Source organism: Marinobacter arenosus, assembly GCF_019264345.1.
GTDB lineage: Bacteria > Pseudomonadota > Gammaproteobacteria > Pseudomonadales > Oleiphilaceae > Marinobacter > Marinobacter arenosus.
The window spans coordinates 2,860,174-2,885,156 of sequence record NZ_JAHVAO010000001.1 but is presented as its reverse complement, the minus strand read 5'-3'; the positions used below and the strand labels follow the sequence as shown (position 1 = coordinate 2,885,156).

Annotated in this window: 26 protein-coding genes; 12 read left to right on the top strand and 14 right to left on the bottom strand. The window is 60.6% G+C overall.

Features of this window, described 5'->3' with window-relative positions; genetic code table 11:
• Positions 1-50: 50 nt before the first annotated feature.
• On the bottom strand, positions 51-1,238 hold the full coding sequence (locus KXD86_RS13190; RefSeq protein ID WP_218636465.1) for a GGDEF domain-containing protein: 1,188 nt from the start codon (positions 1,236-1,238) through the stop codon (positions 51-53).
• A gap of 201 nt (positions 1,239-1,439) precedes the next feature.
• Between KXD86_RS13190 and nfsA the strand changes: the two genes are divergently transcribed.
• Positions 1,440-2,177 carry an oxygen-insensitive NADPH nitroreductase gene (gene nfsA, locus KXD86_RS13185; RefSeq protein ID WP_218636464.1) on the top strand — a complete coding sequence of 246 codons (738 nt, stop codon included), beginning with the start codon at positions 1,440-1,442 and terminating at the stop codon, positions 2,175-2,177.
• A gap of 16 nt (positions 2,178-2,193) precedes the next feature.
• Here nfsA and KXD86_RS13180 read toward each other — a convergent pair whose 3' ends face one another.
• A complete protein-coding gene (locus tag KXD86_RS13180) occupies positions 2,194-2,949 on the bottom strand; it encodes a putative 4-mercaptohistidine N1-methyltransferase (RefSeq protein ID WP_218636463.1) in 756 nt (251 codons plus the stop codon).
• A 119-nt stretch (positions 2,950-3,068) separates the two neighbouring features.
• Between KXD86_RS13180 and KXD86_RS13175 the strand changes: the two genes are divergently transcribed.
• The gene (locus KXD86_RS13175; protein ID WP_218636462.1) at positions 3,069-3,845 is read left to right on the top strand and encodes a crotonase/enoyl-CoA hydratase family protein; all 777 of its coding nucleotides are present in this window, start codon (positions 3,069-3,071) and stop codon (positions 3,843-3,845) included.
• On the opposite strand, the gene KXD86_RS13170 is transcribed toward KXD86_RS13175, so the two are convergent.
• Positions 3,811-4,791 carry an Nmad3 family putative nucleotide modification protein gene (locus KXD86_RS13170; RefSeq protein WP_228739382.1) on the bottom strand — a complete coding sequence of 327 codons (981 nt, stop codon included), beginning with the start codon at positions 4,789-4,791 and terminating at the stop codon, positions 3,811-3,813. The genes KXD86_RS13175 and KXD86_RS13170 overlap by 35 nt on opposite strands.
• On the opposite strand from KXD86_RS13170, the gene KXD86_RS13165 reads away from it, so the two are divergent.
• Together KXD86_RS13165 and KXD86_RS13160 are read left to right on the top strand one after the other, a co-directional pair.
• The gene (locus KXD86_RS13165; protein ID WP_218636461.1) at positions 4,790-5,419 is read left to right on the top strand and encodes a metallophosphatase domain-containing protein; all 630 of its coding nucleotides are present in this window, start codon (positions 4,790-4,792) and stop codon (positions 5,417-5,419) included. The two genes, KXD86_RS13170 and KXD86_RS13165, sit on opposite strands and share 2 nt — an antisense overlap.
• A gap of 31 nt (positions 5,420-5,450) precedes the next feature.
• On the top strand, positions 5,451-6,443 hold the full coding sequence (locus KXD86_RS13160) for an LLM class flavin-dependent oxidoreductase (RefSeq protein ID WP_218636460.1): 993 nt from the start codon (positions 5,451-5,453) through the stop codon (positions 6,441-6,443).
• Here KXD86_RS13160 and KXD86_RS13155 read toward each other — a convergent pair.
• Entirely contained in the window at positions 6,440-6,988 is a 549-nt protein-coding gene (locus tag KXD86_RS13155) for a glutathione peroxidase (protein ID WP_218636459.1), read from the bottom strand. The genes KXD86_RS13160 and KXD86_RS13155 overlap by 4 nt on opposite strands.
• A gap of 155 nt (positions 6,989-7,143) precedes the next feature.
• Between KXD86_RS13155 and KXD86_RS13150 the strand changes: the two genes are divergently transcribed.
• From KXD86_RS13150 to KXD86_RS13130, 5 genes are all read left to right on the top strand, one after another.
• Positions 7,144-7,683, top strand: a complete 540-nt coding sequence (locus KXD86_RS13150; protein WP_218636458.1) for an alpha/beta fold hydrolase — start codon at positions 7,144-7,146, stop codon at positions 7,681-7,683.
• 140 nt (positions 7,684-7,823) lie between these two features.
• Complete coding sequence (locus KXD86_RS13145) at positions 7,824-8,852, top strand: TRAP transporter substrate-binding protein (protein WP_218636457.1); 1,029 nt, start codon at positions 7,824-7,826, stop codon at positions 8,850-8,852.
• A gap of 107 nt (positions 8,853-8,959) precedes the next feature.
• Positions 8,960-9,553 (top strand): TRAP transporter small permease, encoded by a 594-nt coding sequence (locus tag KXD86_RS13140; protein ID WP_218636456.1) that lies wholly within the window; start codon positions 8,960-8,962, stop codon positions 9,551-9,553.
• Between the two features lie 35 nt (positions 9,554-9,588).
• Positions 9,589-10,875 (top strand): TRAP transporter large permease, encoded by a 1,287-nt coding sequence (locus tag KXD86_RS13135; protein WP_218636455.1) that lies wholly within the window; start codon positions 9,589-9,591, stop codon positions 10,873-10,875.
• Positions 10,876-10,909: 34 nt separating this feature from the next.
• Positions 10,910-11,350 carry a universal stress protein gene (locus KXD86_RS13130; RefSeq protein WP_218636454.1) on the top strand — a complete coding sequence of 147 codons (441 nt, stop codon included), beginning with the start codon at positions 10,910-10,912 and terminating at the stop codon, positions 11,348-11,350.
• Between the two features lie 2 nt (positions 11,351-11,352).
• Here KXD86_RS13130 and KXD86_RS13125 read toward each other — a convergent pair whose 3' ends face one another.
• From KXD86_RS13125 to KXD86_RS13095, 7 genes are all read right to left on the bottom strand, one after another.
• On the bottom strand, positions 11,353-13,623 hold the full coding sequence (locus KXD86_RS13125; protein ID WP_218636453.1) for a GGDEF domain-containing protein: 2,271 nt from the start codon (positions 13,621-13,623) through the stop codon (positions 11,353-11,355).
• Positions 13,624-13,738: 115 nt separating this feature from the next.
• On the bottom strand, positions 13,739-14,599 hold the full coding sequence (locus tag KXD86_RS13120) for an ABC transporter permease (protein ID WP_218636452.1): 861 nt from the start codon (positions 14,597-14,599) through the stop codon (positions 13,739-13,741).
• Positions 14,600-14,601: 2 nt separating this feature from the next.
• On the bottom strand, positions 14,602-15,462 hold the full coding sequence (locus KXD86_RS13115; RefSeq protein WP_218636451.1) for an ABC transporter permease: 861 nt from the start codon (positions 15,460-15,462) through the stop codon (positions 14,602-14,604).
• On the bottom strand, positions 15,459-16,553 hold the full coding sequence (locus tag KXD86_RS13110; RefSeq protein ID WP_218636450.1) for an ABC transporter ATP-binding protein: 1,095 nt from the start codon (positions 16,551-16,553) through the stop codon (positions 15,459-15,461). Before KXD86_RS13110 ends, KXD86_RS13115 begins: the two co-directional genes overlap by 4 nt.
• Positions 16,554-16,557: 4 nt before the next feature.
• On the bottom strand, positions 16,558-17,643 hold the full coding sequence (locus tag KXD86_RS13105) for an extracellular solute-binding protein (protein ID WP_218636449.1): 1,086 nt from the start codon (positions 17,641-17,643) through the stop codon (positions 16,558-16,560).
• A gap of 177 nt (positions 17,644-17,820) precedes the next feature.
• On the bottom strand, positions 17,821-18,867 hold the full coding sequence (locus tag KXD86_RS13100) for a TRAP transporter substrate-binding protein (RefSeq protein ID WP_376770978.1): 1,047 nt from the start codon (positions 18,865-18,867) through the stop codon (positions 17,821-17,823).
• 255 nt (positions 18,868-19,122) lie between these two features.
• Positions 19,123-20,799, bottom strand: a complete 1,677-nt coding sequence (locus KXD86_RS13095; protein WP_218636448.1) for a methyl-accepting chemotaxis protein — start codon at positions 20,797-20,799, stop codon at positions 19,123-19,125.
• Between the two features lie 224 nt (positions 20,800-21,023).
• Between KXD86_RS13095 and KXD86_RS13090 the strand changes: the two genes are divergently transcribed.
• Both KXD86_RS13090 and KXD86_RS13085 read left to right on the top strand, forming a co-directional pair.
• Positions 21,024-22,376, top strand: coding sequence for a CHAD domain-containing protein (locus KXD86_RS13090; protein ID WP_218636447.1), 1,353 nt, complete (start codon positions 21,024-21,026; stop codon positions 22,374-22,376).
• A complete protein-coding gene (locus KXD86_RS13085) occupies positions 22,360-22,737 on the top strand; it encodes a thiol-disulfide oxidoreductase DCC family protein (RefSeq protein WP_218636446.1) in 378 nt (125 codons plus the stop codon). Before KXD86_RS13090 ends, KXD86_RS13085 begins: the two co-directional genes overlap by 17 nt.
• A gap of 8 nt (positions 22,738-22,745) precedes the next feature.
• Here KXD86_RS13085 and KXD86_RS13080 read toward each other — a convergent pair whose 3' ends face one another.
• Both KXD86_RS13080 and KXD86_RS13075 read right to left on the bottom strand, forming a co-directional pair.
• Entirely contained in the window at positions 22,746-22,964 is a 219-nt protein-coding gene (locus tag KXD86_RS13080) for a DUF3565 domain-containing protein (protein ID WP_218636445.1), read from the bottom strand.
• Between the two features lie 8 nt (positions 22,965-22,972).
• On the bottom strand, positions 22,973-23,458 hold the full coding sequence (locus KXD86_RS13075; protein WP_218636444.1) for a YchJ family protein: 486 nt from the start codon (positions 23,456-23,458) through the stop codon (positions 22,973-22,975).
• Between the two features lie 111 nt (positions 23,459-23,569).
• Between KXD86_RS13075 and KXD86_RS13070 the strand changes: the two genes are divergently transcribed.
• Positions 23,570-24,301, top strand: coding sequence for a sulfite exporter TauE/SafE family protein (locus tag KXD86_RS13070; RefSeq protein ID WP_218636443.1), 732 nt, complete (start codon positions 23,570-23,572; stop codon positions 24,299-24,301).
• 3 nt (positions 24,302-24,304) lie between these two features.
• Here KXD86_RS13070 and KXD86_RS13065 read toward each other — a convergent pair whose 3' ends face one another.
• Positions 24,305-24,982: a hypothetical protein gene (locus KXD86_RS13065; protein ID WP_218636442.1), complete on the bottom strand. Its 678-nt coding sequence runs from the start codon at positions 24,980-24,982 to the stop codon at positions 24,305-24,307.
• Position 24,983 lies beyond the last annotated feature (1 nt).

Genomic DNA, 24,983 nt, shown 5'->3' with positions numbered 1-24,983 from the left:
TACCGACTGCCGTCGGGCCAAACGCAACAGGGACAGGGCAACGAGGAAACCTAGACGGCGGGGTCCACCCGTGGGGCAAACTCCACCCGGTTACGGCCCTTGGTTTTTGCCCGGTACATGGCCGCATCCGCCAGTTGCATCATCTCAGCAAAACTGCCTGTTTCCGGTGTCATGGCGACGCCACCGATACTGGCGGAAAGATACAGCGGCCTGCCCGCCACCACTCGACCGCGTTCCGCCAAACGCGCCAACAGACGACCGGTGATGGCCTCAACCTCGGCCCGATTACCGGTATTGAGCACCGCGGCAAACTCTTCGCCACCAATGCGCCCGACCGTGTCGACATCCCGCAGTTCTTCCGCCAGCAATGTCGCGACAAACCGCAGGGCATCATCACCAACCGCGTGCCCCCAACGATCATTGATCTGCTTGAAGTAATCAAGGTCAATCATCAGCACCGTGAGCAACTGGCCACGCTGCCGTGCCTGCTCAAACGCCGCCAGGCCCTCCCGGTAGAACGCCCTTCTATTGAGAAGCCGGGTCAGTTCGTCCCGCTCGGCAAGCTCCCGCAAATCCTGCTCCGCCTGGGTAAACGCGAGCAGGGGCAGCGCGAGGACGGTTGCCGTGGCCAAGAGCAGATGGTTGAAGAGAATCAGGGAGAGCATGGCATCGATATCCACGGTCACCAGACCAGACCGCCCGCAAGCGATCGTCAGCACCTGGATCATCATCAGGATGCCGTGAATGGCAAACAGGCTCTGGAGTACCCGAAAGGGCAACCTGGGTTTCCGTTTGATCCTCGACAGACGGTAAACCGCCAGACTGAACAAGAGTGCGGAATACAGGGCGGTCAGGAAGCGGGCTGCGACCGGATCACCCTCGAACGACACCACCAGGCCAAAGACGTAGATTCCACTGGCAAACTTCAGAATACGGGCCGAGTGGCGCGAGCCGAAAAACGGCAGTTCCATCAGGCGGTGAATGCCTGCAAGCAACAGCAGCGGTGACACGCCAAGACTCAAATGTCCCACCAGGACGGTCAGAAGGGGAGCCTCAATGAACGCACCAGCCGAGGCCAACAGGCTACCAAGGACAAAGCTGGCACAGGCGCCGGTCCACACCAGAAAACAGGGCTGATTGTCCCGGAGACGGTACACGGCCCAAAGCAGAGCCCCGATCAGCAGGTTCACGGCTATCGACAGCATCACCAGGGTCGGCAGGTGCACGTTCAGTTCCATTGGTCCTCTGGTCCTTGAGAATGAATCTGGAGGCGAACTCCCTCCAGCTTCACGATACCAGCACTCCCGCCTCCTGAACGTATCTGCTTTGTAGGAATTGGTATTATTAGTGTCATCACTTTTACCCACAAACCAGGACGGGTAACCTCGGATTCGATTAACGATCGTATGCTATACGACATTCACCGACAGCGAGATGCCATGAACGCCACGATTGACCTCCTGAAATCCCACCGCTCCATCCGAAAGTTCACCGATCGGAAAATTCCCCGCGAATTGTTGCGCGAGCTGATTCGGGCGGGCCAGAGTGCGGCGACCTCCAACCACGTGCAAGCCTACTCCGTGATTCACGTGGTCAATCCGGAAAACCGATTGAAGATCGCCGAGCTGGCCGGTGGCCAGCCCTACATCGCCGACAGCTCCGATTTCCTGGTGTTCTGTGCCGACATGAAACGCTCGACGGAAGCCGCGGAAAGAGCCGGTGCGGACGTCGTTCGCGGCACTACCGAACAACTGGTGGTTGCCAGCGTCGACACCGCCCTGATGGCCCAGAACGTTGCCATTGCCGCGGAATCTGAGGGCCTCGGCCTGTGTTACATCGGGGGTATTCGGAACAATCCCGCTGAGATCAGCAGCCTTTTGCGTCTGCCCGAACACGTTTATCCGGTCTTCGGCCTGTGTCTGGGGTACCCGGACCAGTCGCCGGAGGTTAAGCCCCGCCTTCCGGTGGACCTCATTCTCAAGGAAGACTACTACCAGGACGCACAGGACCAGGAACAGGTCGAGTCCTTCGACGCCACCATGAACAGCTATTACCGGGAACGCACCGGTGGCAACAAGGACACCACCTGGTCGGAGCAGCTCAAGCCGCTGTTCACCACCAAGTTACGCCCGCACATGAAGGCATTCTTGGAGGCCAGGGGCTTCAGAATGAAGTGACCGGCACCGCCGGCCTTCACACGGAGATTTTCTGCCAGACCGTGAGCTCGGAAAAACTGTGCTGGAACTTGTTGCGGGTCTCGCGGATCACGAATGGCAGGCTCCGGGGCTCACCCATCTGGCGAAAATGCGGCCCCAGTACCTCCCTCAAACCGTCCAGGGTGGTGTACTCTTCACCATCCTTCAGGAAGCCGCCGACCCACTCGGCGCGGGGCGTGTACTCCTCCAGCCAGGTGTAGGGTGAGGCAATGACCAGCAGACCGTCGTCGTTGATGCGCTCATGGATGGTGGTGAGAAATTTAGACGGTTGATACAGACGGTCAATCAGGTTGCCCGCCAGGACCAGATCGTAACCGGTAAATCGGGGGTCGAGGTCACAGGCATCGCCCTGATGGAACGCCACCTTGCCGGCTGTCTGCTCCAGGTCCAACGCAGCCAGTGTTCGCTCGTGATAGCTCACCAGCTCGCCCTCTTCCGGGCGGGCGTAGCGAACCCGTTTGTGTTGCGCCATTTCCTCGCACTTTCGAATAAACGTGGCCGAAAAATCGATGCCATCAACGTGGTCAAACCGTCGCGCCAGTTCGAAACTGGTCCGGCCACAGGCACAGCCAATGTCCAGGGCCCGCCCGAAATTCCGACCGTCCATGGCATCGATGGCGACGTCGGCCAGTTCTTTCGGGAAATTGGGCTCGCCGTGCCACCGCTCGCCAAAATGGAACTCCGAGTACTGGGCAAGTGTGGTGTCGTTCTCGTAAAACCCGCTGGGCTGCATTTCCCCGGCCTCCGACCCTGTTTGTGAAATGGGTTATGCTCACGTTATGGGTGAGACGTGTTCACCCATCTTACAATGAATTCGGCGGTTCCCCGCAAAAGACGCACAGGACACCCACTATGACCGAGCAACCCGTTCTCACGTCACTGACCGAAGGTATCCTCACCATCACCCTGAACCGACCGAGTCAACGCAATGCGGTGGATCGGCCAACCGCGAACGCCCTGCGCCGCGCTTTCACGGAATGCGAGGAGAATGAAGCCGTCAAGGTTGCGGTCCTGACGGGTGCCGGCGGCAACTTCTGCGCCGGCGCCGACCTCACTGCCCTCGACGACCCGGACCGACGCAACGAGATTGACCCCCACGGCACTGGACACGGCCCCATGGGTCCCACCCGGATGCAGCTGTCGAAACCCGTGATTGCTGCGGTCTCGGGTTATGCCGTCGCCGGCGGACTGGAACTGGCGCTGATGTGCGACCTGCGCGTGGCGGACAGTTCGGCGGTCTTTGGTGTTTTCTGTCGGCGCTGGGGCGTCCCCCTGATTGATGGCGGCACCGTGCGCCTGCCCCGGATCGTTGGTCACGGCCATGCCATGGACATGATCCTCACAGGTCGCCCGGTGACGGCCGACGAGGCCCTCTCGATGGGCCTGGCTAACCGGGTCGTGCCGGACGGCACCGCGCTCGACGCAGCCCAGACGCTTGCCCGCACCATCGCCGGTTTTCCCCAACGGTGCCTGCTCGCTGACCGCGCCTCGGCCATCCGCCAGTGGGACCTGAGCACCCACGACGCCCTGGCCACGGAAGGCGCAGCCGGCTATCCGGTGGTTTTTGAAGAGGCCATCGACGGCGCCCGGAAATTCAGGGAAGGGGCGGGGCGGCACGGCCAGTTCTGAGCAGCGCCGACAACCAGGGTTCCAGCTCCGGATACGCCGCCAGATCCAGGACAAACTCCTGGCCCCTGGCCGCCCCTTTCAGGTAACACCAGGGCGGGGCCAGTCGCCAACGATCTGGCCTGGCATGGTAACTCAGCGGTGCACGGGCATCGCCTGGATAAAAGCCCGCCGGCAAACGCCACTGGGTCGGCAGGCGAGCCTCCGGGTCACTCAGCATCAGCCCCTCGTCAAACGATGGGAAGACGCCGCTGCCGGGAAGAATCTGCCGCTGTTCCGGCAACCGGAAATCAGGGCTGGCCACATACAGAGTATTGCCCGCATCCGGCTGGCCGTGGAAATGTGGGTGGTACCGGGCCCAGGGCAAGGCGCTCTCCGGGAGCGCATCAATGGAGTGGGTCTCGGCAATGTGTAGCCAGCCCCAGATGGCATGGAAGGGCCGTGAACCCGGCACGAATCGCCAGCGTCGGCGCCAGAGTTCGGCCCGACGGAAGACCCCGAAAAACAGGAACAGGTCGCCCTCAGCGACCCCCTGATTGCGCAGGTGCCCCTGGGCGGATCCTGTCTGCCCCAGAACTGGCCGCCACCCGTCCAGACGGGGATAAGCCCCGGCCATCAGATCCGGATCCAGGTGAGCGCCGTCACCACCCCGAACGCGGCCGCCGCTCAGGTCCCGCGCCAGCTTGCCCAACCGACGTTCGCCAAAGCGCACATCATCGTAACGGATTTGAGACTGGCCATCGGGAATCGGCAGCACGCACAGCGAACCATCCGGGAGCAGCGGGCTGGGGCAGCCACCAGCGGAGGAATCGAAGCCTTTGCGACTCAGTATCAGGCGCATGGGGGTCACCATAAATGCGTGGACGGGTCTGGGGCGCCAGATGCTATCGTAGAATACGACGGATTTCCCGACCGAATCGCCATTGTCATCCAGGACACGCCGAACCATGAGAATTGTCTGTATCTCCGACACCCACAGCATGCACCGACAGATCGAGGTGCCAGACGGCGATCTGTTGATTCACGCCGGGGACTGTCTCGGGGTCGGCACCCTGGAAGAGCTGGAGGACCTGGATCGGTGGTTCTCGGAGCAGCCCCATCGCCACAAGATTCTGATCGCCGGCAACCATGACTGGTGTTTTCAGGATGAACCCGCCGACGCCAGGGCATTGGTCCAGCATGCCCATTACCTGCAGGACAGCGCACTGGAACTGGAGGGCCTGAAATTCTGGGGCAGCCCCTGGACACCGGTGTTTTTCAACTGGGCGTTCAATCTCGAACGGGGCCCGGCGATTGCCGAGCGCTGGGCCCGAATTCCCGGGGACACCGACGTGTTGATAACCCATGGCCCGCCCGCCGGCATACTGGACCGGATCATTCTGCCCACGGGAACCGTCCGCCCCGGGTGCGAGGACCTGGCCCGAAAGGTTGAAACCCTGTCCCTTCGGCTCCATGTTTTTGGACATATTCACGAAGACCACGGCCAGCAACAGATTGGCGACTGCCTGTATGTCAACGCCAGCACCTGTACCGGCAGCTACAAGCCGTTGAACCTGCCGGTTGTCGTGGATCTCTGACTCACCAACATGCACACCAATCCGGAGCCCCATGTCCAACCGACCCGACTATTCCCTGCTTGAGCTTGCCTCCGTTCGTGAAGGCGATTCCGTCGGCACCACGCTGGCCAACAGCGTGGCCTACGCCCAGCGCGCCGAACAACTGGGCTTTAGCCGTTTCTGGCTGGCCGAGCACCACAACATGGAAGGCATCAGCAGCTCCGCAACCTCGGTCCTGATCGGTCACATCGCCGGCAAAACCGACCGGATACGGGTGGGTTCCGGCGGGGTCATGCTGCCTAACCATCCACCGCTGGTGATCGCCGAACAGTTCGGAACCCTGGAGAGCCTCTACCCCGGCCGCATCGACCTGGGCCTGGGTCGTGCGCCCGGGACTGACCCGGTCACCGCCCGGGCGCTTCGCCGGGAGGGCCTGGGTGCCGAACAGTTCCCCGAGGACGTGGCCCGGCTGCAACAGCTGCTGGGGCCATTGCAACCTGGCCAGCCGGTCAAGGCCATCCCCGGAGCCGGCTCCAATGTCCCGATCTGGTTGCTGGGGTCCAGCCTGTACAGTGCCCAACTTGCGGCCATACGGGGCCTACCATACGCCTTTGCCGGGCACTTTGCGCCGCGGCTTTACCGGGAGGCGCTGCGGGTCTACCGGGACAATTTCCAGCCCTCTGACCAGCTGGCTGCCCCCTACTCGATGCTGGCCGTTCCGGCGATCCCGGCGGACTCGATGGACGAGGCCAGACGGTTGGCCACCACCAGCTACCAGCGGATTCTCGCGCTGTTCCGCGGCCAGCCGCTGTGGATGCGCCCACCGGTCGACTCCATGGAAGGACTGTGGAATGCCGGCGAAAAGGCCAGCGTTCAGGACTTCCTCGCGCTCCAGATCCTGGGTGATGCCAACGACCTGAACCGGCAACTGGACGAGCTACTGGCGACGGTCGACGTCGACGAACTGATGTTCACGATCGACATCTACGACCCCGCCAAGCGCCGTCACGCCCTGGAGGTTCTGGCCGCAACACGCCGTGCCTAGAGCACCGATTCGACGGCCCGGACCAGTGTCGGGTCGTCCGGCTCTACCCGACTGGGAAAGGCCTCCACCACTCGGCCATCCCGATCCAGCACATACTTGAAGAAATTCCAGCGCGGCGGCTGGCTCTGGCCACTGACGTGCTGGAACACCGGATTGGCGTCCGACCCCGTCACCGGGCCCGGGGCAATCATGGTGAAGGTCACTCCGAAATTCTTGTAACAGACCCGGGCAGCTTCCGCTTCGGTGTCTGCCTCCTGGCGGAAATCATCGCTGGCAAAGCCAACCACGACCAGCCCCCGGTCCTGGTATTTCCGGTGCAACGCTTCCAGCCCTTCGAACTGTCCGGTGTACCCGCATCGACTGGCGGTGTTCACCACCAGCATGGGTTTGCCCGCGGCCATGTTGCACAGGTTGACGTTGTCCCGGGAATGAAGCTTGCGGAGCTCGTGATCGAGAAACGCCGGGCAGGACGACGACACCGGCTCATCGGCGTGAACCCCGCCAACCGACAGCGAAAAAAGGGCCGCGAAGAGCAGTCTGACCATGGTTTGATACTCCGTTTACGTTCACCAGTATTACGCCACACAACGCCAAATGGTTTCAGTGCCGGGCAGCGGTTCGGCTGGACATGCCCGGTTTGACCCACCATCCTTTGCGGGACGCTCAATCCTCACAGACACCGTTTCACAGGGTTCGAACCATGCCCACACCGACACTGTTCGTCTTCCTTTCCCACGGCCTCGAAAGCGGTCCGGGAAGCACCAAGATCCAGGCAATGAAGGATGCCGCCGAGGCCTTCCCGGGCGTGACAGCCATCGCTATTGACCATCGCTCCACCAGGGATCCGGCGACCCGATTGGCACAGATGGCCAGCGCCATGGAGGAAGCCGGGGCCGATCCGGGCCGTACGGTGCTTGCCGGCTCCAGCATGGGTGGCTGGGTCTGTGCGCAGACCAGCGAATCAACCCCGGTACTTGGATGTTTCCTGCTGGCGCCCGCGCTGGCGATGGAAGGGTATCCCCAGTCAAGTCCGAACATTCGGGCCCGGTTTAGCCAGGTGATCCACGGCTGGAGGGACGACGTGGTCCCCGTGATGCCGGTACTGGAACTGGCCCGGAAACAGGGGCTTCCCACCCTGGTTCTACCGGATGGTCATCGCCTTGAGAACAGCGTCGGCCGGGTGGTCAGCGAGTTCCAATGGTTCCTCGAGGTGTGTCGCTCGAATCTGAATGAACCATGATTTCATAAACTTGCGACAGGGGTTCGGCACCGGGTTGGATTTTTTTGTTTTGGCCATTTTCTTGCGAAAACCCCGTTGTTTTGCCAGTCTTTAATAATGTAACAATAAATCTCAGTAGAAAAACGAACGGAGAAAACCCGATGAGTAGCATGAGTAAATTCAAGAAACTGGCCGGAATTTCAGCGTTCGCTTTTGCGGCCATGACGGTCGCCAACTCGGTGAACGCCGCTAGCTGGCGTTATGCTCACGAAGAGTATGAAGGCGACGTACAGGACGTGTTCGCGTACAAGTTCAAGGAATACGTCGAGGAAAACTCCGATCACACCCTGCAGATTTATCGTTTCGGCGAGCTGGGTGAATCTGACGACATCATGGAGCAGACCCAGGCCGGGATCCTGAACTTTGTTAACCAGTCCCCGGGTTTCACCGGCGCACTGATTCCGGAAGCCCAGATTTTCTTCATTCCCTACCTGATGCCCACCGACATGGAAACGGTCATCGAGTTCTTCCGGGAGAGTGAAGCCATCAATGAAGATTTCCCGAAGTTGTATGCCGACAAGGGACTTGAGCTTCTGAAGATGTACCCGGAAGGCGAAATGGTGGTCACCGTTGACGAGCCGGTTACCAAGCCGGAGGACTTCAACAACAAGAAGATCCGCGTCATGACCAACCCACTGCTGTCCGAAACCTATGCCGCCTTCGGCGCCACCCCGACCCCGCTGCCCTGGGGTGAAGTCTACGGTGCACTGCAGACCAACATGATCCAGGGCCAGGAGAACCCGATTTTCTGGATCGAGTCCGGTGGTCTGTACGAAGTGTCTCCGAACCTCGTTTTCACCAGCCATGGCTGGTTCACCACTGCGATGATGGCCAACAAGAACTTCTATGACGGCCTGTCGGACGAAGACCAGAAGCTGGTTCAGGACGCTGCCGACTTCGCGTTCGAGGAAATCATTGTTCACATTGACGGCCTGGCTGAAGAAGCCCTTGGCAAGATCCAGAAAGCCTCCGACGAAGTCACCGTCACTCGCCTGAACGACGAACAGATCCAGGCCTTCAAGGAGCGCGCTCCCCAGGTTGAGGACAAGTTCATTGAAATGACTGGCGAGAGCGGCAAGGAACTGCTCAACCAGTTCAAGGAAGACCTGAAAGAAGTTCAGAGCAAATAATCTGATGGACCAGTGCCCGCCGGCGCCTGCCGGCGGGCCTACCCCTTAACCCCGCCCCGCCGGGGACCTCCTACCGGCCGGGAGCAGAAAGTTCTGGAGCGGAACCCATGTCCGAGAACTCCCCGGATCTAGAAGACGACACTGGCACCTACGAGTCTGGCCTGCCCGGGTTTCTGGGAACCATCGATGTATGGATCAGTAAAGTTGAGGCGGTGATGCTTGCCGTCGGTGTCATTTTGATGGCCGTAAACACCTGTGTGAACGTCATCGCGCGCTTTGTCTTTGGTGAGGGCCTTTTCTTTTCCGGCGAGATCAACCGGATTCTGATCATCCTGATTACCTTTGCCGGCATCGGCTATGCCGCCCGCCACGGTCGCCACATTCGAATGTCTGCGGTTTACGATGCCATACCCGCAAAAGGCCGCAAGGTGCTGATGATCTTTATCGCCCTGGTTACCTCCGTAACGATGTTTTTCCTCTGCTATTACTCGGTCGGTTACATCGAGACGCTTCACGGTCGCGGCCGGATCCTGCCAGCCCTTGGTTTTGAAATTTGGTGGATTTACATCTGGGCACCTATTGGCTTCGCCATCACCGGCATCCAGTACCTGCTCACGGCGATCAAAAACCTCACCAGCAAGGATGTCTACCTTTCCACAGGTGTGGTCGACGGATACTCGGATACCGAATCGGAAGTATGAACCCAGCAGCTGACGCGAGATAAGGAAAGAACACCATGGCAACTATAATGATGTTGGTCATGATCGGGTTGCTGCTGCTCGGCTTCCCGATGATGGTCCCGCTGATCGCCGGCTCGGTGGTTGGCTTCGTAATGATGTTTGACGGCTTCGGCCAGATGGGCACGTTTGTGCAACAGATGATGGGGGGCATCCGACCCGCGTCGCTGATTGCGGTACCCATGTTTATCCTTGCTGCCGACATCATGACCCGAGGGCAGTCTGCAGAACGCCTGATAAACATGGTCATGGCTTTTATCGGTCACGTGAAAGGCGGCCTGGCCATCAGTACCGCCACCTCCTGCACGCTGTTTGGCGCAGTATCCGGTTCAACCCAGGCCACCGTGGTCGCCGTGGGCTCGCCTCTGCGACCGAAGATGCTGAAAGCTGGTTATTCTGATTCCTTCACGCTGGCACTGATCATCAACGCCAGCGACATTGCGTTTTTGATCCCGCCCAGCATTGGCATGATCATCTATGGTGTGGTCTCCGGAACCTCAATTGCGGAGCTTTTCATCGCTGGCATCGGACCGGGTGTCCTGATCCTGTTCATGTTCTCCATTTACTGCCTGATCTACGCCTACAAGAACAATGTGCCCACGGAGGAGAAGTCAACGTGGGGCCAACGCGCCGTGTCGGTACGCGAGGCCCTGTGGCCCCTGTTCTTCCCAGTCATTATCGTAGGCGGCATCTACGGCGGCATTTTCAGCCCGACCGAGGCCGCGGCCGTCTGTGTGCTGTACGCGTTCCTGCTCGAATTCGTCGTATTCCGGTCGCTTAAGCTGGCCGATGTCTACCGGATTGCCAAGTCCACCGGCCTGATTACTGCCGTGGTCTTTATCCTGGTCGCCGTCGGCAACGGCTTCTCCTGGATCATCTCGTTTGCCCAGATTCCCCAGGCTATTCTGGCCGCTGTTGGCGTCAACGAAGCCGGTCCTGTGGGCGTCCTGATTGCCATCTGTATCGCGTTCTTCATCGCCTGTATGTTTGTGGACCCGATTGTGGTGATCCTGGTGCTGACGCCGATTTTCGCGCCTGCCATAGAGTCCACCGGACTGGATCCGGTTCTGGTGGGGGTACTGATCACGCTCCAGGTGGCGATCGGGTCGGCTACGCCACCCTTCGGCTGCGATATCTTCACCGCCATTGCGATCTTCAAACGACCTTACCTGGAAGTGATCCGGGGCACGCCACCGTTTATCTTTATCCTGGTTGCCGCAGCTGGTCTGATCATCGCGTTCCCGGACATTGCGCTGTTCCTGCGTGACGTCGCCTTTCGGGATTGACGTCTAACCGAACCGCCGTCTCAAGGAGAAAGCTATGTTCAAACGGATTCTGGTTGCCATTGACGGTTCCAAGGCGTCCCTCAAGGCACTGGACAAGGCCATTGAACTGCAGAAGCTGACCGAGGCCGAGATCTACCTGATCTGTGTGTACAAACACCACAGCCTGTTCGAGGCCTCGCTGTCCATTGGCCGGCCCCCGGGTATGGATATCCCGGACAAGGTGCTTTCGGAGTACGCCAAAGAAGTGGTCAATCACGCCAAGGAATTGGCCAAGTCCCACGGAGCCATCAAAATTCGGGGTTTCGTGAAAAGCGGCCGGCCTTCAAAAGTGATCGTCAAGTTTGCCGAGGACAAAGAAACGGACCTGATTGTCGTGGGTACCCGAGGCACCCACAGCGACAAGGACGGCATGCTCCTGGGCAGTGTATCCCACAGGGTGGCGTCCCACGCCAAGTGTCCGGTGCTGGTGGTCTGACGTCAGGCCGCCTTGCTTCTTGAGATACCGACCCGGTTACGCCCCTCTTCCTTGGCCCGGTAGAGGGCCTGATCAGCCAGACTCAGTAGCTGCTCGGGCGCCTCGCCGGTTTCCGGCCAGCAAGCCACACCCACTGAAACCGTCAGATGCCCCAGGTCTTGGCCCTGAAACACGACCGAGGCATCGCTCACGGAATCGCACAGGCTCTGAGCGCGCTCGGTGGCGTCGTCGGTGAGCGCGCCCGGCATGATGACCACAAACTCTTCGCCACCGTACCGACAGACGATATCGCTGTCCCGGAACTGACGCTGAAGCGTCAGCGCCACCGACTGCAAGCCGCGGTCGCCAGCCTCGTGACCATGGGTGTCGTTGAATTGCTTGAAGTGATCGATGTCGATCACCAGAAGCGACAACGGAAGGTGGCTACGCAAAGCAACGGCGCATTCATGCTCGAACAGCTGATCGAAATAGCGTCGGTTCTTGAGTCCGGTCAACGCGTCCTCGTAGGAGAATTTCTGAAGTTCTTCCCGCAGGGCAATGCTTGAGAGGGTAATCGAGATCCGCTGGATGGCCTGATCCAGTCTGGTAAACAGCCGCGCCAGGCCATACCCCCGCTCTTCGTTCCCAACCAGCCCAACACTTTCCAGCAACAGGACGCCCTCGGTGACGATTCCCTCACTGGCGGACTCCACATTGATCCAGAAACACAGTGGGTCGGCGGGCCAGTTGGCCGCAGCCTCGAGGTTATTGTTTCCGGACGCTTCCGGGACCTGGGAAGGCCGCGGCAGCCCCCTGGACGCATCCAGGCTCTGCGGCAATGCGTTTTGCTCACCCGCATCACCCCAGCACACGACTGCCCGATAATGGCCATCATCGCCACGCTGGTAGAGTATGCCGGGAAGAGGACTGCAGAGATCCGGAACCACTTTGGCCAGTACGGGAAACGCCTGCTCGAGGGTGAGACAATCCTGAAGATCCGCAATCATGTCACCGAGCACCCGGTTTTTCTCATTCTCGAACGTCAGCATGCGCACCCGGGCCTGTTCACGACGGGCGAGGGATTCGGCCCGTGCTGTCCGTTCCTCCACCTTCTGCTCCAGGGAAACCGCCAGCCGTTTCAAGCCATTCTGAGTGCTCGCGTAATGCCAGAGAGAAATCACCACCACGGCCAGTGTGAACATCAGCAGACCCCAGCTCACGGGCACCCGGCCCCACGGAAGCACGCCGTGGGCGACGGCCATATCCACGATCAGAAAACCACAGAAAATGCCGTAGGTCAGCACCAGTACCTGTTGCTCGCGCACCATGTGCCGGAACCGGCGCACCACCACGACAGTGATGGCGGCAATGGTCGCCAAAAACAATGCATCGAACACCGGGAAGGTGGACGAAAGATTGACCACCCCAAGCAGGGCTAAGCCGATCGCCCCGACCAGGTAGCCAAGATGCAGCTTCCAGATCAGGCCAATCAGCCAGGGACGGTAATCCGCCAGCCATTGCTCGAGCATCAAGGCCAGGGCGACCGGCAACATGTAATAGGACCCCGCGGCCAGGTAGTCCCACATCAGCGGACGATAGGTGATCAGGAGGCTGGCCTGGCTCTCGGCCACCAGCATCACGGCGGCGGACAACGCAAACACGGCAAGCCCCAGGAACGTCCGTCGTTCGGTCTGCAGGGCAGCGAAAATCAGGGCAAGCAGAGCGATGAGCGCAGAAAAGCCCGCAATCACCAGGGCTTTCAGCGAGTTCTCCACGATAAACAGCACAAGGTCGGCCTGGTCCATAATCGACACTTCGCCCCACAGTCCGATGTCGGTGTAATCGGAGAACACCCGGAAATAGATCGGCTTGTCCTGATACCCCGCGGGCAGGGCAATGGCATGCCAGGGCCATCCCTGAAAGGAGCCACGGCCCTGGGAGTCGAAGGTCCCGTACTCATAGATCTGCTCGCCACCCAGGTACACCTGAACAATGATGTCGACGCTGAAAATGTAGAGAACGGGTTCTTGCCACTCTCCATTCGGAAGGGTTACCCGGTACCAGACATGTTCCCGACCGTTGCGGTCGGGCGGATTGGACGGGAATCCGATGGTTTGCCACTGGCCGGCGTCGGTCTCGAGCGTCCAGTGGGGCTGGCCGTCAGCATTGAAGGTCGAATCGCCCCAGCGATATTCCCAGCCATCAGTGATCGGCTGGGATGCAGCAAGGGTCGCGCCCGGCAGGGTGAACGCCAGAGACAACGCGATGATCAGCAGTGGGCGGAGCACATGCATCGGGAGGAAGCGCCTGCATTGTTGGGGAACTGGCACCAATTATAGGTTAATAGATCACAAACTGAGCCAGTCCGCTACGGCTGATGCCATCGTTCCCAGGGCCCCGAAGGATTGCCTAGCTTGGTCGGGACTCCGATCGACCCATAACCACCATCGCCAGCAAGGCTGAACCGACCATCAGCAGCAACGCCACCGCATTGAGGACCGGCGTGGAACCTTCTCGCAGCCGGTTGAACAGTGCCACGGTCAGTGGGGTATCGCTACCGGTCAGCATAACGGTGGTATTGAAGTTCTCGAAGGACATCAGGAACGCCATGGCGGCCGCGCCGAAAACGGATGGCAACAGCCATGGCAGGGTTACCGTAAACCAGGCCACGAGCGGCGTCGCCCCCAGGTTCAGCGCCGCTTCTTCCAGTTGAGGGTCGAATTTCCGCAAGCGAGCGGCAATCACCAGGGTACTCAAGGTGGTGATGAAGGTGACCTGGCCCATGACGACCAGCGGCATACCCGGCCGAAACACATCCAGCTCGATACCCCAGGCTCGGGAAACGTCGTTGGCCATGCCGCTGTAGAACACCAGGATAGACACCCCGAGGATGACGCCGGGAATGACCAGCGGTAGCAGCATCAGCACGTACAGAAACTCCTTGCCCCGGAACTGCAGGCGTTCAAACAGCACGGCGTTCACACACCCCAGCGCCACGCTGACGACGGTCACCCAGAAAGCAACCCTGACGCTGGTCCAGAGCGCCGCCAACAGGCCATCGTCGTGGAACAGACCGGTGCGGCCGGCCGAACCATCGGCCAGGTACCAGTCCAGGGTGAACCCTTTCCAGGGCAAGGAAGGAAACGGCGCATCGTTGAAGGCAAAGACCCCCGTTACCAGCAGGGGCAGCGCCAGATAGACGAAAAAGGCCACCAGATAGGCCAGGTAGAGGCCGTCGAACCAGCGGGACCGGGGAACGGATCGAATCATGGCTACCCCAGGACCTTGCGCAGGGACTGGCCCGTGAGTTTCAGGCCCAGCCACACGATAAGCGACGACAACACCAACAGCAGGACACCCAGGGCCGCACCCTGCTCCCAGTTAAACCGGGTAATGAACTGGGTGAAAATCTGCTGGGTGAACCAGGCGCTGTCCTTGCCGCCCATCAGGATGGGGGTCAGGTAGCTGCCCAGGGTCAGCATGAACACGACGATGCAGCCGGAAACGATGCCCGGCATTGCCCAGGGCACCACGACTTCCCTCAGGACGGTGGCATGGCTTCCGCCGAGATCGTACCCGGCTTCCACCAGGTTCTCATCCATGCCGTCCAGGGTGGTTACCAATGGCACCACCATGAACAGCAGGCCGTTATAGACCAGGCCGATGATCACCGCGACGTCGTTGTAAAGCATCTCGACCGGTCCATCGGCCCAGCCCAGCGCCTGTAGCCAGGCGCTGAACAACCCGCTTTCCCTCAGCAGGATCATCCAGCCATAGGTTCGCACCAGTTCACTGGCCCAGAACGGGATCAGGCAGGCCAGGAAAAGGAACCCCCGGGCGCGTCCCCGCGCCAGACGAGCGATGTACCAGGCGATCGGGAACGCAACGATCAGGGTCAGGAAGGTGGTCAACAGCGACATGACCCCGGTGCGCACGAAGGTCCGCCAGTAGTAGGACTCGGTAAAGAAATTCTGGTACTGCTCCACGCCCCAGGCCAGCGTGTCCCAACTTTCCCGAACCTGAAATGACACCCGCAGCATCTGCAAATGCGGCACCAGCACCAGCAACACGATCCAGAGCAGGAACGGTGTCAGCAGTAACCACAGCGACAGCCGGCCAGCCGATGGGCTCATCCTGCCTCCACACCGAATACGCGTGCAAGCAGCGGATCCCAGGCCAGCCGGACCGGTGCGTTCTCATGCAGGTTCGGCGCGGAACCATCCTGGGGTAGCCGGGCGTAGAGGGTCTGGCCCGCCATGTCCGCCTCTACCCGGCTATTGGCACCGTCAAACAGGGTGGTCTGAACGGTCGCCTGCAACGCGGAGAATCCGAAATCGTGGGCCTCGCCAGTCAACAGAAGGGATTCCGGGCGGATAAAAAGTTCCGCCCGCTGGCCCGGCTCAAGGTCGTTAGCGGCCACACGGCCCTGCACCAGCGAACCGTCGTCCAGACGGACGTCGGCCAGATCCTCACGCACCGCCACCAGTTCACCGCCAATCCGGTTGTTGTCTCCCACGAATCCGGCCACGAACGGCGTCGCGGGTTCCCGGTACAGCTGCTCGGGCGGCGCCACCTGATCAAACCGGCCGTCCCGCATAACCGCCACCTGATCGGACATCACCATCGCCTCCGACTGGTCGTGGGTGATGTACACGAAGGTGGTGCCAAAAGCTTTCTGCAGATGCTTGAGTTCCACTTTCATCTGCTCCCGAAGCTTCAGATCAAGCGCCCCAAGCGGCTCGTCCAGCAACAGCAACGTCGGCTCCAGCACCAGGCAACGCGCCAGGGCCACCCGTTGACGCTGGCCGCCGGAGAGCTCTCCGGGATTGCGGGATTCCAGGCCGGGCAGCCCCACCTGTTCAAGGACCCGGGCAACGCGCTTGCGGCGGTCCGCCGCCGGCACCTTCTGACGCTTCAGGCCATAGCCAATGTTATCGGCCACCGACATGGTCGGGAACAGGGCCAGGTGCTGGAACACCATGTTGACCGGCCGACGGTTCGGCGGCACGGCGTTCATCCGCTGGCCCCGGATATGGATGTCGCCGGAGTCGGGACGGTCAAAGCCGGCCAGGAGCCGCAGCAGGGTGGTCTTGCCACAGCCCGAGGGCCCGAGAATGGAGAAGAATGTGCCCGCAGGTACATCCAGAGAGACATGGTCCACCGCCGCGTGCTGCCCGAAACGGCGAACCAGGTCCGTACAGAAAAGGTCCGAATTCACCCCCATGCAATCAGTTCGCTGCCTGAACCCGATCGAGGACCTGACCTTCCAGGGTTTCGAGCCCCGGCGGTACCGGCGGATACCACTTGATGTTGTTGATGGCCTGATCGCCAAAACTGGCTCGATAGGCGTCCCGCAGGTCGGCACGTACGTACTCGTCCGCCCCCTTGGAGGCCGTGAAATTGCCCGACGCGTTGGTGATACGGGCGGCGATCTCCGGCTGCATCACGAAATTGATCCACCGATAGGCCGCCTCTTCATTCTCGCTGCGGCGGGGAATCGCGAACGTGTCAATCCAGCCAAGAGCGCCGGATTCCGGAGCCACAAACCGGATGTCCGGATTCTCCGCGTTGAGTTTCCAGCCGCCGGCATCCCAGGCCATGGCGGCGGTCACCTCACCGGTGCGCAGCAGGGCCAGCAACTGATCGCCACCGGTCCAGTAGGTTTTCACGTTGCCCTTGCAGTCAATCAGCTTGTCTTCCACCTTCGCCAGGATGGACTGGTACTGGTCCCGGTCGTTGTAGGCGGAAAACGGATCCATGCCCATGGCGAAGGCAAATCCGATCAGCGTCGGGCGTTTCAGGCGATAACTCACCTCACCGGCCACCGCCGGATCGCACAGATCCGTGTAATCGGTGACCGTCTCAGCCACCGAGTTGTGCACAATCAGCCCGCTGGTGCCCCACACCGATGGGACACCGTAGAACGCGCCATCCAGTTGGGTGGCGTTCCGGGTCGCCTTCAGCATGGACGGTTGCAGGTTGTCGGTGTCGACCCGGTCAAAATCAATCGGTTTGTAGATGTTGAACTGGCGTTGAACACCAACAATACGGTCCTGGCTGGGCTGGGCCAGGTCGAAACCGGCTCCCCCGGTCGCCCGCAGCTTGGAAATCATGTCCTCGTTGTTGGAGAGGGTCACCTGCACATCGATGCCGGTTTCTTCCTCAAACTGTGCCACCACATCGTCCGGAGCGTAACCGCCCCAGGTGATCAGTCGTAATTCCTCGGCCTGGGCAACACTGGAAAACGTACCGGCAATGAGCGCGGCAGACAGCAGCAGCGAACGTGTGGGTGCCAAACAATGGAGCCTGGTCATAACGCATCCTTGGTAATGATTGGGTCGGGAGTTTGCTAACCATTTGTTATCAGGAAGTTATAGACCATGTATTTCAGTTTTGTGAAACCGGGATAACAAAAACGGGGTGTGGCATCCTTCCGGATCCCGACACCCCGTTGGTGCGGCCGTGACCGGCCGGCTGGGTCTGATGCGGCGTTATTCGCCGGCAACGCTGTCCAGGTAGGCCTTATCGGAAATGTTGGTCCATTGGCGAACCTGGCGCAGGTACTCGCGCTGGGAATTGATGATCTCTTTCGCCAGTTCGTCCTGTTCCGCTGCTTCTTTCAGGAGCTTGTTGGTCGCGCCTCTCAGGGCTTCGATCACTTCCGGCGGGAAGGTCTTGTGAGTGACGTCCGGATAGTCTTCCTTCATCCGGTCCCAGGCCACACCACTTTCGTGCGTGCTCTGGATGTACATGTCGTAGGCGGCTGTGCGCATGGCGACGCGCAGGATTTCCTGCAGATCCGCGGGCAGGCTGTTCCAGGTTTTCTGGTTGATCAGGAACTGGACCTCGGCGCCCGGCTCCTGCCAGCCGGAATAGTAATACTTGGCAATCTGGTGGAAACCCATGCTGAAATCGAGGGCCGGGCCCACCCATTCAACCGCATCGATGGTGCCCCGCTCCAGGGCGCTGTATAGCTCACCCGGCGGGATGTTGGTCACCGCCACACCCAGCTCGGACATCACCTCACCAGCAAACCCGGGCGTGCGCATCTTCATGCCCTTGAGGTCGTCGAGGGATTTGATCTCTTCCCGGAACCAGCCACCCATCTGGTTACCGGTGTTGCCGCCCGGAAACGACAGCAGGCCGTAGGGTTCATACACCTTCTGCATCAGTTCCATGCCTTCGCCATGGTAGAACCAGGCGTATTGTTCCGGCGCGATCATACCGAAGGGCACCGTGGTGAAGTACATGGCGTTCGGGATGGTGCCCTTGTAGTAGTAGGACGCGGTGTGACCCATGTCGTACTGGCCGTTGCGGACAAGGTCAAAGATGCCAAACGGTGCCTTGTGTTTGTTGGAGGCATCAATCCGGATCTTCAGGCGACCACTGGACATGGTCTCCGCCATTTCCGCCATGTGCTCAACGGTCTCACCGAGGATCGGCGAATTGGGCCCCCAGGTCTGCGCCAGGCGCAGTGTGAACGTGTCCTCAGCCAGGCTGAGGGAACTGACTGAAACGGTCAGCGCAAAAGCGACCATTCTGAAAAGGTGAGTCATCATTGTTGGCACCCTTTATCCTATTATTATGTAATAAATTTTTGTTGAATCCGATCAATACTAGCTTGGGAACAGTGCCAGCGCCAAGACTTGCTCTGCGTCGTGGGAAGGACCAACGTGATGAAGCCTGCCAGAGCCTCGGGGAAGTCCTGACCCGACCCTGCGCAATGGATCGAGGACAACGGCCTCGCAAAACTGCCCGGTCGACGGCGACTAACGGGAAAACGTCGGACTGACTCAGACCTTGAACTGACTCACCAATCCTCGCAGACTCTCGCCCAACCGCGCCAACTCCTGGCTGGCTTCGTTGGTCTGGGTGACGCCGGTATCGCTCCGCTGGGCGGCGTCGACAATGCGCACCACGTTCTGGTTGATTTCCTCGGCCACTTGGCTCTGCTGCTCAGCCGCCGTGGCAATCTGGGTCACCTGATCGTGAATCTGGCCCACGGATTTTTCGATGGTCCCCAGGGCACCGGTGGCGTGATTGATGCGCTCAACGGTCTCCGAGGACCGGTCACGGGACCGGTTCATGCGCTCAACCGCCGAACGGGATTCAGACACAAAGCCATCGATCATTTCCCGAATCTGGTCGGCAGACTCGGCACTGCGCTTGGCCAGCTGACGGACTTCATCGGCCACCACCGAGAAACCACGGCCATGCTCGCCGGCGCGGGCTGCTTCAATGGCAGCATTCAGCGCCAGCAGGTTGGTCTGTTCGGTGACCGCGTGAATCACATCCAGAACCTGCTGGATGTCATCCGACTTCTCCGCCAGCGCATTGATCGTCCGGGCGCTTTCCTGAATCTCCTCGGACAGCTTGTTCACCGCGCCCTGGGCATTGGTAATGGTTTCGCCACCGTCCCGGGCCATACGATCGGCGTCGGAAGCCGCACTTTCGACCTCGTTGGCATTGCCGGAAATCTGCTGGATCGTCGCCGCCATTTCATTGATGGCGGAGGCAATCTGGTCGGTCTCCGAACCCTGTTCCTGCACCGACGCGCGGGTTTCATTGGCCACCCGGCTCAGTTCCTCGGCCGCCGACGCGACCTGGTCGGTGGTTGCCCCCACCTCACGAATGGTGTTCTGGATCTTGATCACAAACGCGTTGAACCGGCGTCCCAACTCCGACAATTCGTCCGTGCCGTCCTCCGGCAGACGGTGGCGAAGATCACCCTCGCCATCCGCAATCTCCTGCATCATGTCGCTCACGAGCTTGAGCGGCTTGGTCACGGTGCGCCCGACGAACAGGCCTACCAGCAGGGAAATGACGACGACGACCACCGTCACCGCCAGAACAAACCCGAGGGTGGAGGCGATGTTGTCCTCAATGTCGGCACGGGCAGCCGCAACTTCACGCTCGATGTTGGTCACGTAAACCCCGGCACCAATCATCCAGTCCCAACCCGGGATGATGGTGGAGTAGGACACCTTCGGTTCCTCGTTACCGGACGCCGGGTTCATCCACTCGTACTCGTAGTAACCGTCTGTTTCAGCCGCATCGAACAGGGAGCCCACCAGCTTCCTGAGGGTCGGGTTGCTCGAGGGGCCTTCCTTGGAAGGATCCGGAGCATAGGCCAGGTTGTAGACGTCGCGGGTATAGGCAAAGACATAGTTGGTCTTGTCGAACCGGATGGTCCGGAGGCGCGACGCCGCCTCGGCCTTGGCCTCCTCCTCCGAGAGTTCAGGGTCGTTCTTCGCGTCCAGGACAACCGCCCGGGCGGCATCGATCAGGTTCTTGAGTCCGGCCTTCCGGGACTCCAGCAGGCTGGCTTCAAGACGCTTGAGCTCAGCCTCGCCGCTGGCCTGGATCTGGCTGACGGTAATCCAGGCGATGGTCGCAGCAGTAATCAGAACCGGCACCAATACGGCCAGCAACAGTCGGGTGCGTACGCGCAGGTTGTTCAGGAGATTCATCAAAACGATCCTTGGGAACGGGTTGGGAGTTGTAAATTATCCACAGACATGCGTGGGGCACTGTTCCAGTTTGTTAAAACACGCCCGGGCACAAATCCGTGAGGGTCGCCCGAGCTGACGCTAGACTGGTACTGTTCGCGCATTTTCAGATAATTAGGGTATCGACCGTTCGGACCGGATCTTGAACGCGATATCGACCAAAGTCTTAAGACAACGGATGCAGCATGAAGGACCTTTTCCTGATCCGACACGCAAAATCCAGCTGGGCCGACGACAGCCTGCGGGACCAGGCGCGCCCCCTGAATGCCCGGGGCCAGAGCCAACTGGCGCCGCTGGGCCGGGCCCTGGCCCATCACGGCGGTTTTGCCGGCCAGGTGTACGCCAGTTCAGCCGTCCGGGCACGGGCGACCCTCGAAGGTGTCTTGCCCGCGTCCTTCCCGCCGGACCGGGTGCACGTCTGCCCTGACCTCTACACCTTCGATTTCCGGCGCCTGGCGAAGTGGTTGCAGGAGCGGCAGGAGCCGGGCCCGGTCGCAATCATCGGGCACAACCCGGCGCTGCTGGAGCTTGCCCAGTGGCTGCTCAAGCACCCGCCGGAGCAGTTACCCACGGCCAGCTTCGTGCATCTTCGCATTCCTTCGCAGCAGTGGGGTGAGCTGGCCAAAGGCAAGGGCAAGCTGGAGGCCCTGTTGACACCAAACGAATTCAGCTACCGCCATGTCGCCCGCAAACTGAAAAAACGGGCAAGAACCGACGGCGCCCGGCCAGGCCGGGATATTCCTGCAGCGTTGCAACATCAACTGGGGCTCATGCACCAACTGACACCCGGGGTGATCGTCGGCCTGGATGACGAATTCCTGCACCAGTACCGCATTGCCATTCGCCGCAGCCGCGCCCTAGCGGAATCGATTCAGGAGGTTACCGGGAACACCCTGCTGGCAAAATCGACCAAAGAGCTGAAACGGTATGCCAATGCCACCAGCAGGCTCCGGGACCTGCACGTTTTCCTGCAACATCTGCCGTCGCTGTGCGCGGCCAACGACGAACTGCGCACGGCCCTTCACACCTATTTCGAGATGGCCGTGGAGAGCGAACAGCAACAACTGGTGAAGAAACTGACGGGCAAGCGCTACCGCAAGAGCCTGGCGGACTGGCAGGACCGGATAGAATCGGGAAAACTGGAAAAACTTGCCGCGTCATTGAGCCGCAAAGACATCCGAAAGACCGCCCGCCAACGTATTGATGAGATCAATCGGCGGACTGCACTGCTGACCTCTTCCTCGCCGGACGAGGATTTCCACCGATTGCGCAAACTGTTGAAGCGGACCCGTTACCTTATGGAGCTCAACCGGGGAGATTGGAAGCGCCCCTTGAAAGTGCTCCGGGAACGGCAGAAACATTACGGCCATTTCCAGGACCTGCACGTGCAGATTCAGTTGCTGGAGCAGTTCCGCAGTGACGCGCCGGATATTCTCCCGGCGGCCCTGCGCAATCTCGAGACCGGGTTGGAGCAGCAGAAAGCGGAGGTCCGAAACCAGATACTGGCCCTTGGAGGACTGGATGACACTCCGGTATGACACCCTTTTCTACGACAGCCGCTGCCCCCTGTGCGCTCGGGAAATCCTCACCCTGCGCAAGTTGCAGGACGGCAGCCTGATTTTTGCAGACATTCACGAGCAAGGCGGTGCCAACCCTGACGTGCCCAGCCACGAGCACCTGTTACGCCGGCTGCACCTGCTGACCTGGACTGGCGAGTGGGTAACCGGTCTGGAGGCCACCGTGCGCGCCTGGTCACACACCGGCTTTGGTTTCCTGTTCAGACCCTTGCTCTGGCCCGTCGTCTTCCCTTTGGCCTCACGCCTGTACGCGATCTGGGCGGATCGACGCTATCAACGCAAATACACCTGTGCCATCGGCCGCAACGAACAGACTCACTGACACTGGCGTTACTCCGGGCCTGGCTGACGGTCGGGCGGCGCACCCTGGTTACACTTCTTGCACTCCAACTCGACACCCAGCATCGAGTGCCGGCCCTCATCGGTTAGGACCCAGGGCCGGTTGACCCAGGGAGGGTCATGGCGTACGTGCTGGTTATGTCCGCACGCCAGCTGGGCAACCCAATGATTCTCCTCGTCCCGATGATAGCCGGTGATGGGTTGTTTCATGGCCGCCACTACCCCGTTACCGGGCCCACGCCCAGACAGCAGGCCTTGTACTTCTTTCCACTACCGCAGGGGCAGGGCTCGTTGCGACCGGGTTTCAGGGCTCCTTCACGGGTCTCGCCGGACAGGTAGAACCATTGCCCATGCTCGCGTACGAAATCCGAGTGTTCTTCAAGATAGCCCCAGCCAGAGCCCGCGCGGTAATTCGCCCGGAAGTGCACCGTTCCCGCATCACCGTGTTGCCCGCTATCAAGAATCTGAAGCGACGCCCAGTCCGGGGACTGTTCCAGGCTAAGGTTGCCCGGCCGGGTGCGGGGGTGCCAGGTTGCCACCAGGTAATCGGTCAGGCCCAGCACAAAGGCGCAGTAGCGGGAACGCATCAGCGCTTCCGGGGTTTCGGCCGTTTTACCGAGGTGCAGAGGTTGGCAGCAGGTGGCATAGGTCTGGCCAGAGCCGCAGGGGCACGGCGTCTGATCGGGGGAGCGTTGCGTTGTCATCCAGGTCGGCCCGTCGTTCCACTATGGTCTGATAAGGAAACCCAGTCTATCAGTTCCAACCCGATAACCGCTGTGTTATCAAGGCAGATTGCCATTGTCCGGTGACTCATCTTGAACGAACTGAGCCTGCTGCAGATCCTGCTTGCCAACCTCGCGATACTCGCCGGAGCCTGTCTCCAGGGTGTGGCCGGCTACGGTATCGGTACGTTGTCGGCACCGCTGTTGTTCCTGGTCAGCCCGGTCCTGTTACCGGGCCCATTGATCCTGAACGCCACCGTTCTGACCGTGTTCATGCTGATTCGTAACCGCGGTGCCCTGCAGGTTCGCCAGGTTCGCTTCGCCATTGTGGGCGGTGCCATCGGCACGGTGCTGGCCGGCCTGACCCTGCTCATTCTGTCCCCCAAGGGATTCGAGCTGATCTTCGGGGTGCTGATCCTGACCGGTGTCGCCCTGAGCATCGGCGGACTGCGGCCGGCACTGAACGCTCGCAACAGCGTCATGGCAGGCGCCGCCTCCACCTACATGGGCACCATCACCGCCGTGGGCGGCCCACCCATTGCACTGATCTACCAGAACGAGAAGGGCCCCCTGGTCCGGGCCAACATGTCCGCGTTTTTCCTGGTGGCCAGCTTCCTGAGCCTGTCTGCGCTGCTGTTTTCCGGTTTTCTCGGCGCCCGGGAGCTGAAACTGTTTGCACTGACCTTCCCCGGTGTATTGATCGGCTTCTGGCTGTCCGGACGCCTGGTAAACCGCATGCCCTTCGATGGGCTTCGGCCGGTGATCCTGGCCATTGCCGCCGTGGCAGGGGCCGCAGCCCTGGTGCGGGGTCTGCTGTCGCTGTAACGCTCACTCCACCCAGAACCTTATCCGGAACCGGCTCTTTCGCCACAGGCGGGCCAGCATCAGCGCGTGCACGTTGATCAGCAGGGCAAACACCCACTCAAAGGCATTGTCGGTCCGGCTGTACAGAACCGGCGCGACGCCGTTGAGAATCACCGAAAGAATGCCAATGGCCAACGTCAGCTGGCATAGCCCGAGTAACCACTTGCTGTCTGCCCGCCAGACCGGGTGCTCCCGGAGCGCGGCACTGATCAACAGCTCGCAGAGAAAGGTCAGGGAAAGGTAAAGCACAACGCCGATTCGACGCATCAGATTGAAGCCTTCCCCCTCATGGCCGAGGGCCACCGTGTACGCTGCCAGGGCGGCGCTCGCGATCAGCCCCAGCCAGGGTACCCAGACAACGGCTGCCGACCGTACGCCAAGCTGTCTGAGCCAACGGCCATTGAACCACCAGAACAGCAGGCCAAGCAGGGCCGCCGGCAGCATCGCACCCTTGAAGATGAAATAGGACGTGCCTTGACGCCCGGTCTTGCTGATGCTGGTGCAGCTATCCCAATAGGGGATACAGAACGAGACGTGCCCCTCCAGCACCGAGACCACAAACGTCAGATGGATGGTCAGCATCGGGATCAGCCCGGCAGCAAGTGCCAGCCACCATAGCCGAACGCTGTTGGGATCTTTCATG

Excerpts from the sequence above, each read along its gene's own strand:
- KXD86_RS13190 (WP_218636465.1), bottom strand. The coding sequence starts at position 1,238 with ATGGAACTGAACGTGCACCTGCCGACCCTGGTGATGCTGTCGATAGCC.
- nfsA (WP_218636464.1), top strand. The coding sequence starts at position 1,440 with ATGAACGCCACGATTGACCTCCTGAAATCCCACCGCTCCATCCGAAAG.
- KXD86_RS13180 (WP_218636463.1), bottom strand. The coding sequence starts at position 2,949 with ATGCAGCCCAGCGGGTTTTACGAGAACGACACCACACTTGCCCAGTAC.
- KXD86_RS13175 (WP_218636462.1), top strand. The coding sequence starts at position 3,069 with ATGACCGAGCAACCCGTTCTCACGTCACTGACCGAAGGTATCCTCACC.
- KXD86_RS13165 (WP_218636461.1), top strand. The coding sequence starts at position 4,790 with ATGAGAATTGTCTGTATCTCCGACACCCACAGCATGCACCGACAGATC.
- KXD86_RS13170 (WP_228739382.1), bottom strand. The coding sequence starts at position 4,791 with ATGGTTCGGCGTGTCCTGGATGACAATGGCGATTCGGTCGGGAAATCC.
- KXD86_RS13160 (WP_218636460.1), top strand. The coding sequence starts at position 5,451 with ATGTCCAACCGACCCGACTATTCCCTGCTTGAGCTTGCCTCCGTTCGT.
- KXD86_RS13155 (WP_218636459.1), bottom strand. The coding sequence starts at position 6,988 with ATGGTCAGACTGCTCTTCGCGGCCCTTTTTTCGCTGTCGGTTGGCGGG.
- KXD86_RS13150 (WP_218636458.1), top strand. The coding sequence starts at position 7,144 with ATGCCCACACCGACACTGTTCGTCTTCCTTTCCCACGGCCTCGAAAGC.
- KXD86_RS13145 (WP_218636457.1), top strand. The coding sequence starts at position 7,824 with ATGAGTAGCATGAGTAAATTCAAGAAACTGGCCGGAATTTCAGCGTTC.
- KXD86_RS13140 (WP_218636456.1), top strand. The coding sequence starts at position 8,960 with ATGTCCGAGAACTCCCCGGATCTAGAAGACGACACTGGCACCTACGAG.
- KXD86_RS13135 (WP_218636455.1), top strand. The coding sequence starts at position 9,589 with ATGGCAACTATAATGATGTTGGTCATGATCGGGTTGCTGCTGCTCGGC.
- KXD86_RS13130 (WP_218636454.1), top strand. The coding sequence starts at position 10,910 with ATGTTCAAACGGATTCTGGTTGCCATTGACGGTTCCAAGGCGTCCCTC.
- KXD86_RS13125 (WP_218636453.1), bottom strand. The coding sequence starts at position 13,623 with ATGCATGTGCTCCGCCCACTGCTGATCATCGCGTTGTCTCTGGCGTTC.
- KXD86_RS13120 (WP_218636452.1), bottom strand. The coding sequence starts at position 14,599 with ATGATTCGATCCGTTCCCCGGTCCCGCTGGTTCGACGGCCTCTACCTG.
- KXD86_RS13115 (WP_218636451.1), bottom strand. The coding sequence starts at position 15,462 with ATGAGCCCATCGGCTGGCCGGCTGTCGCTGTGGTTACTGCTGACACCG.
- KXD86_RS13110 (WP_218636450.1), bottom strand. The coding sequence starts at position 16,553 with ATGGGGGTGAATTCGGACCTTTTCTGTACGGACCTGGTTCGCCGTTTC.
- KXD86_RS13105 (WP_218636449.1), bottom strand. The coding sequence starts at position 17,643 with ATGACCAGGCTCCATTGTTTGGCACCCACACGTTCGCTGCTGCTGTCT.
- KXD86_RS13100 (WP_376770978.1), bottom strand. The coding sequence starts at position 18,867 with ATGGTCGCTTTTGCGCTGACCGTTTCAGTCAGTTCCCTCAGCCTGGCT.
- KXD86_RS13095 (WP_218636448.1), bottom strand. The coding sequence starts at position 20,799 with ATGAATCTCCTGAACAACCTGCGCGTACGCACCCGACTGTTGCTGGCC.
- KXD86_RS13090 (WP_218636447.1), top strand. The coding sequence starts at position 21,024 with ATGAAGGACCTTTTCCTGATCCGACACGCAAAATCCAGCTGGGCCGAC.
- KXD86_RS13085 (WP_218636446.1), top strand. The coding sequence starts at position 22,360 with ATGACACTCCGGTATGACACCCTTTTCTACGACAGCCGCTGCCCCCTG.
- KXD86_RS13080 (WP_218636445.1), bottom strand. The coding sequence starts at position 22,964 with ATGAAACAACCCATCACCGGCTATCATCGGGACGAGGAGAATCATTGG.
- KXD86_RS13075 (WP_218636444.1), bottom strand. The coding sequence starts at position 23,458 with ATGACAACGCAACGCTCCCCCGATCAGACGCCGTGCCCCTGCGGCTCT.
- KXD86_RS13065 (WP_218636442.1), bottom strand. The coding sequence starts at position 24,982 with ATGAAAGATCCCAACAGCGTTCGGCTATGGTGGCTGGCACTTGCTGCC.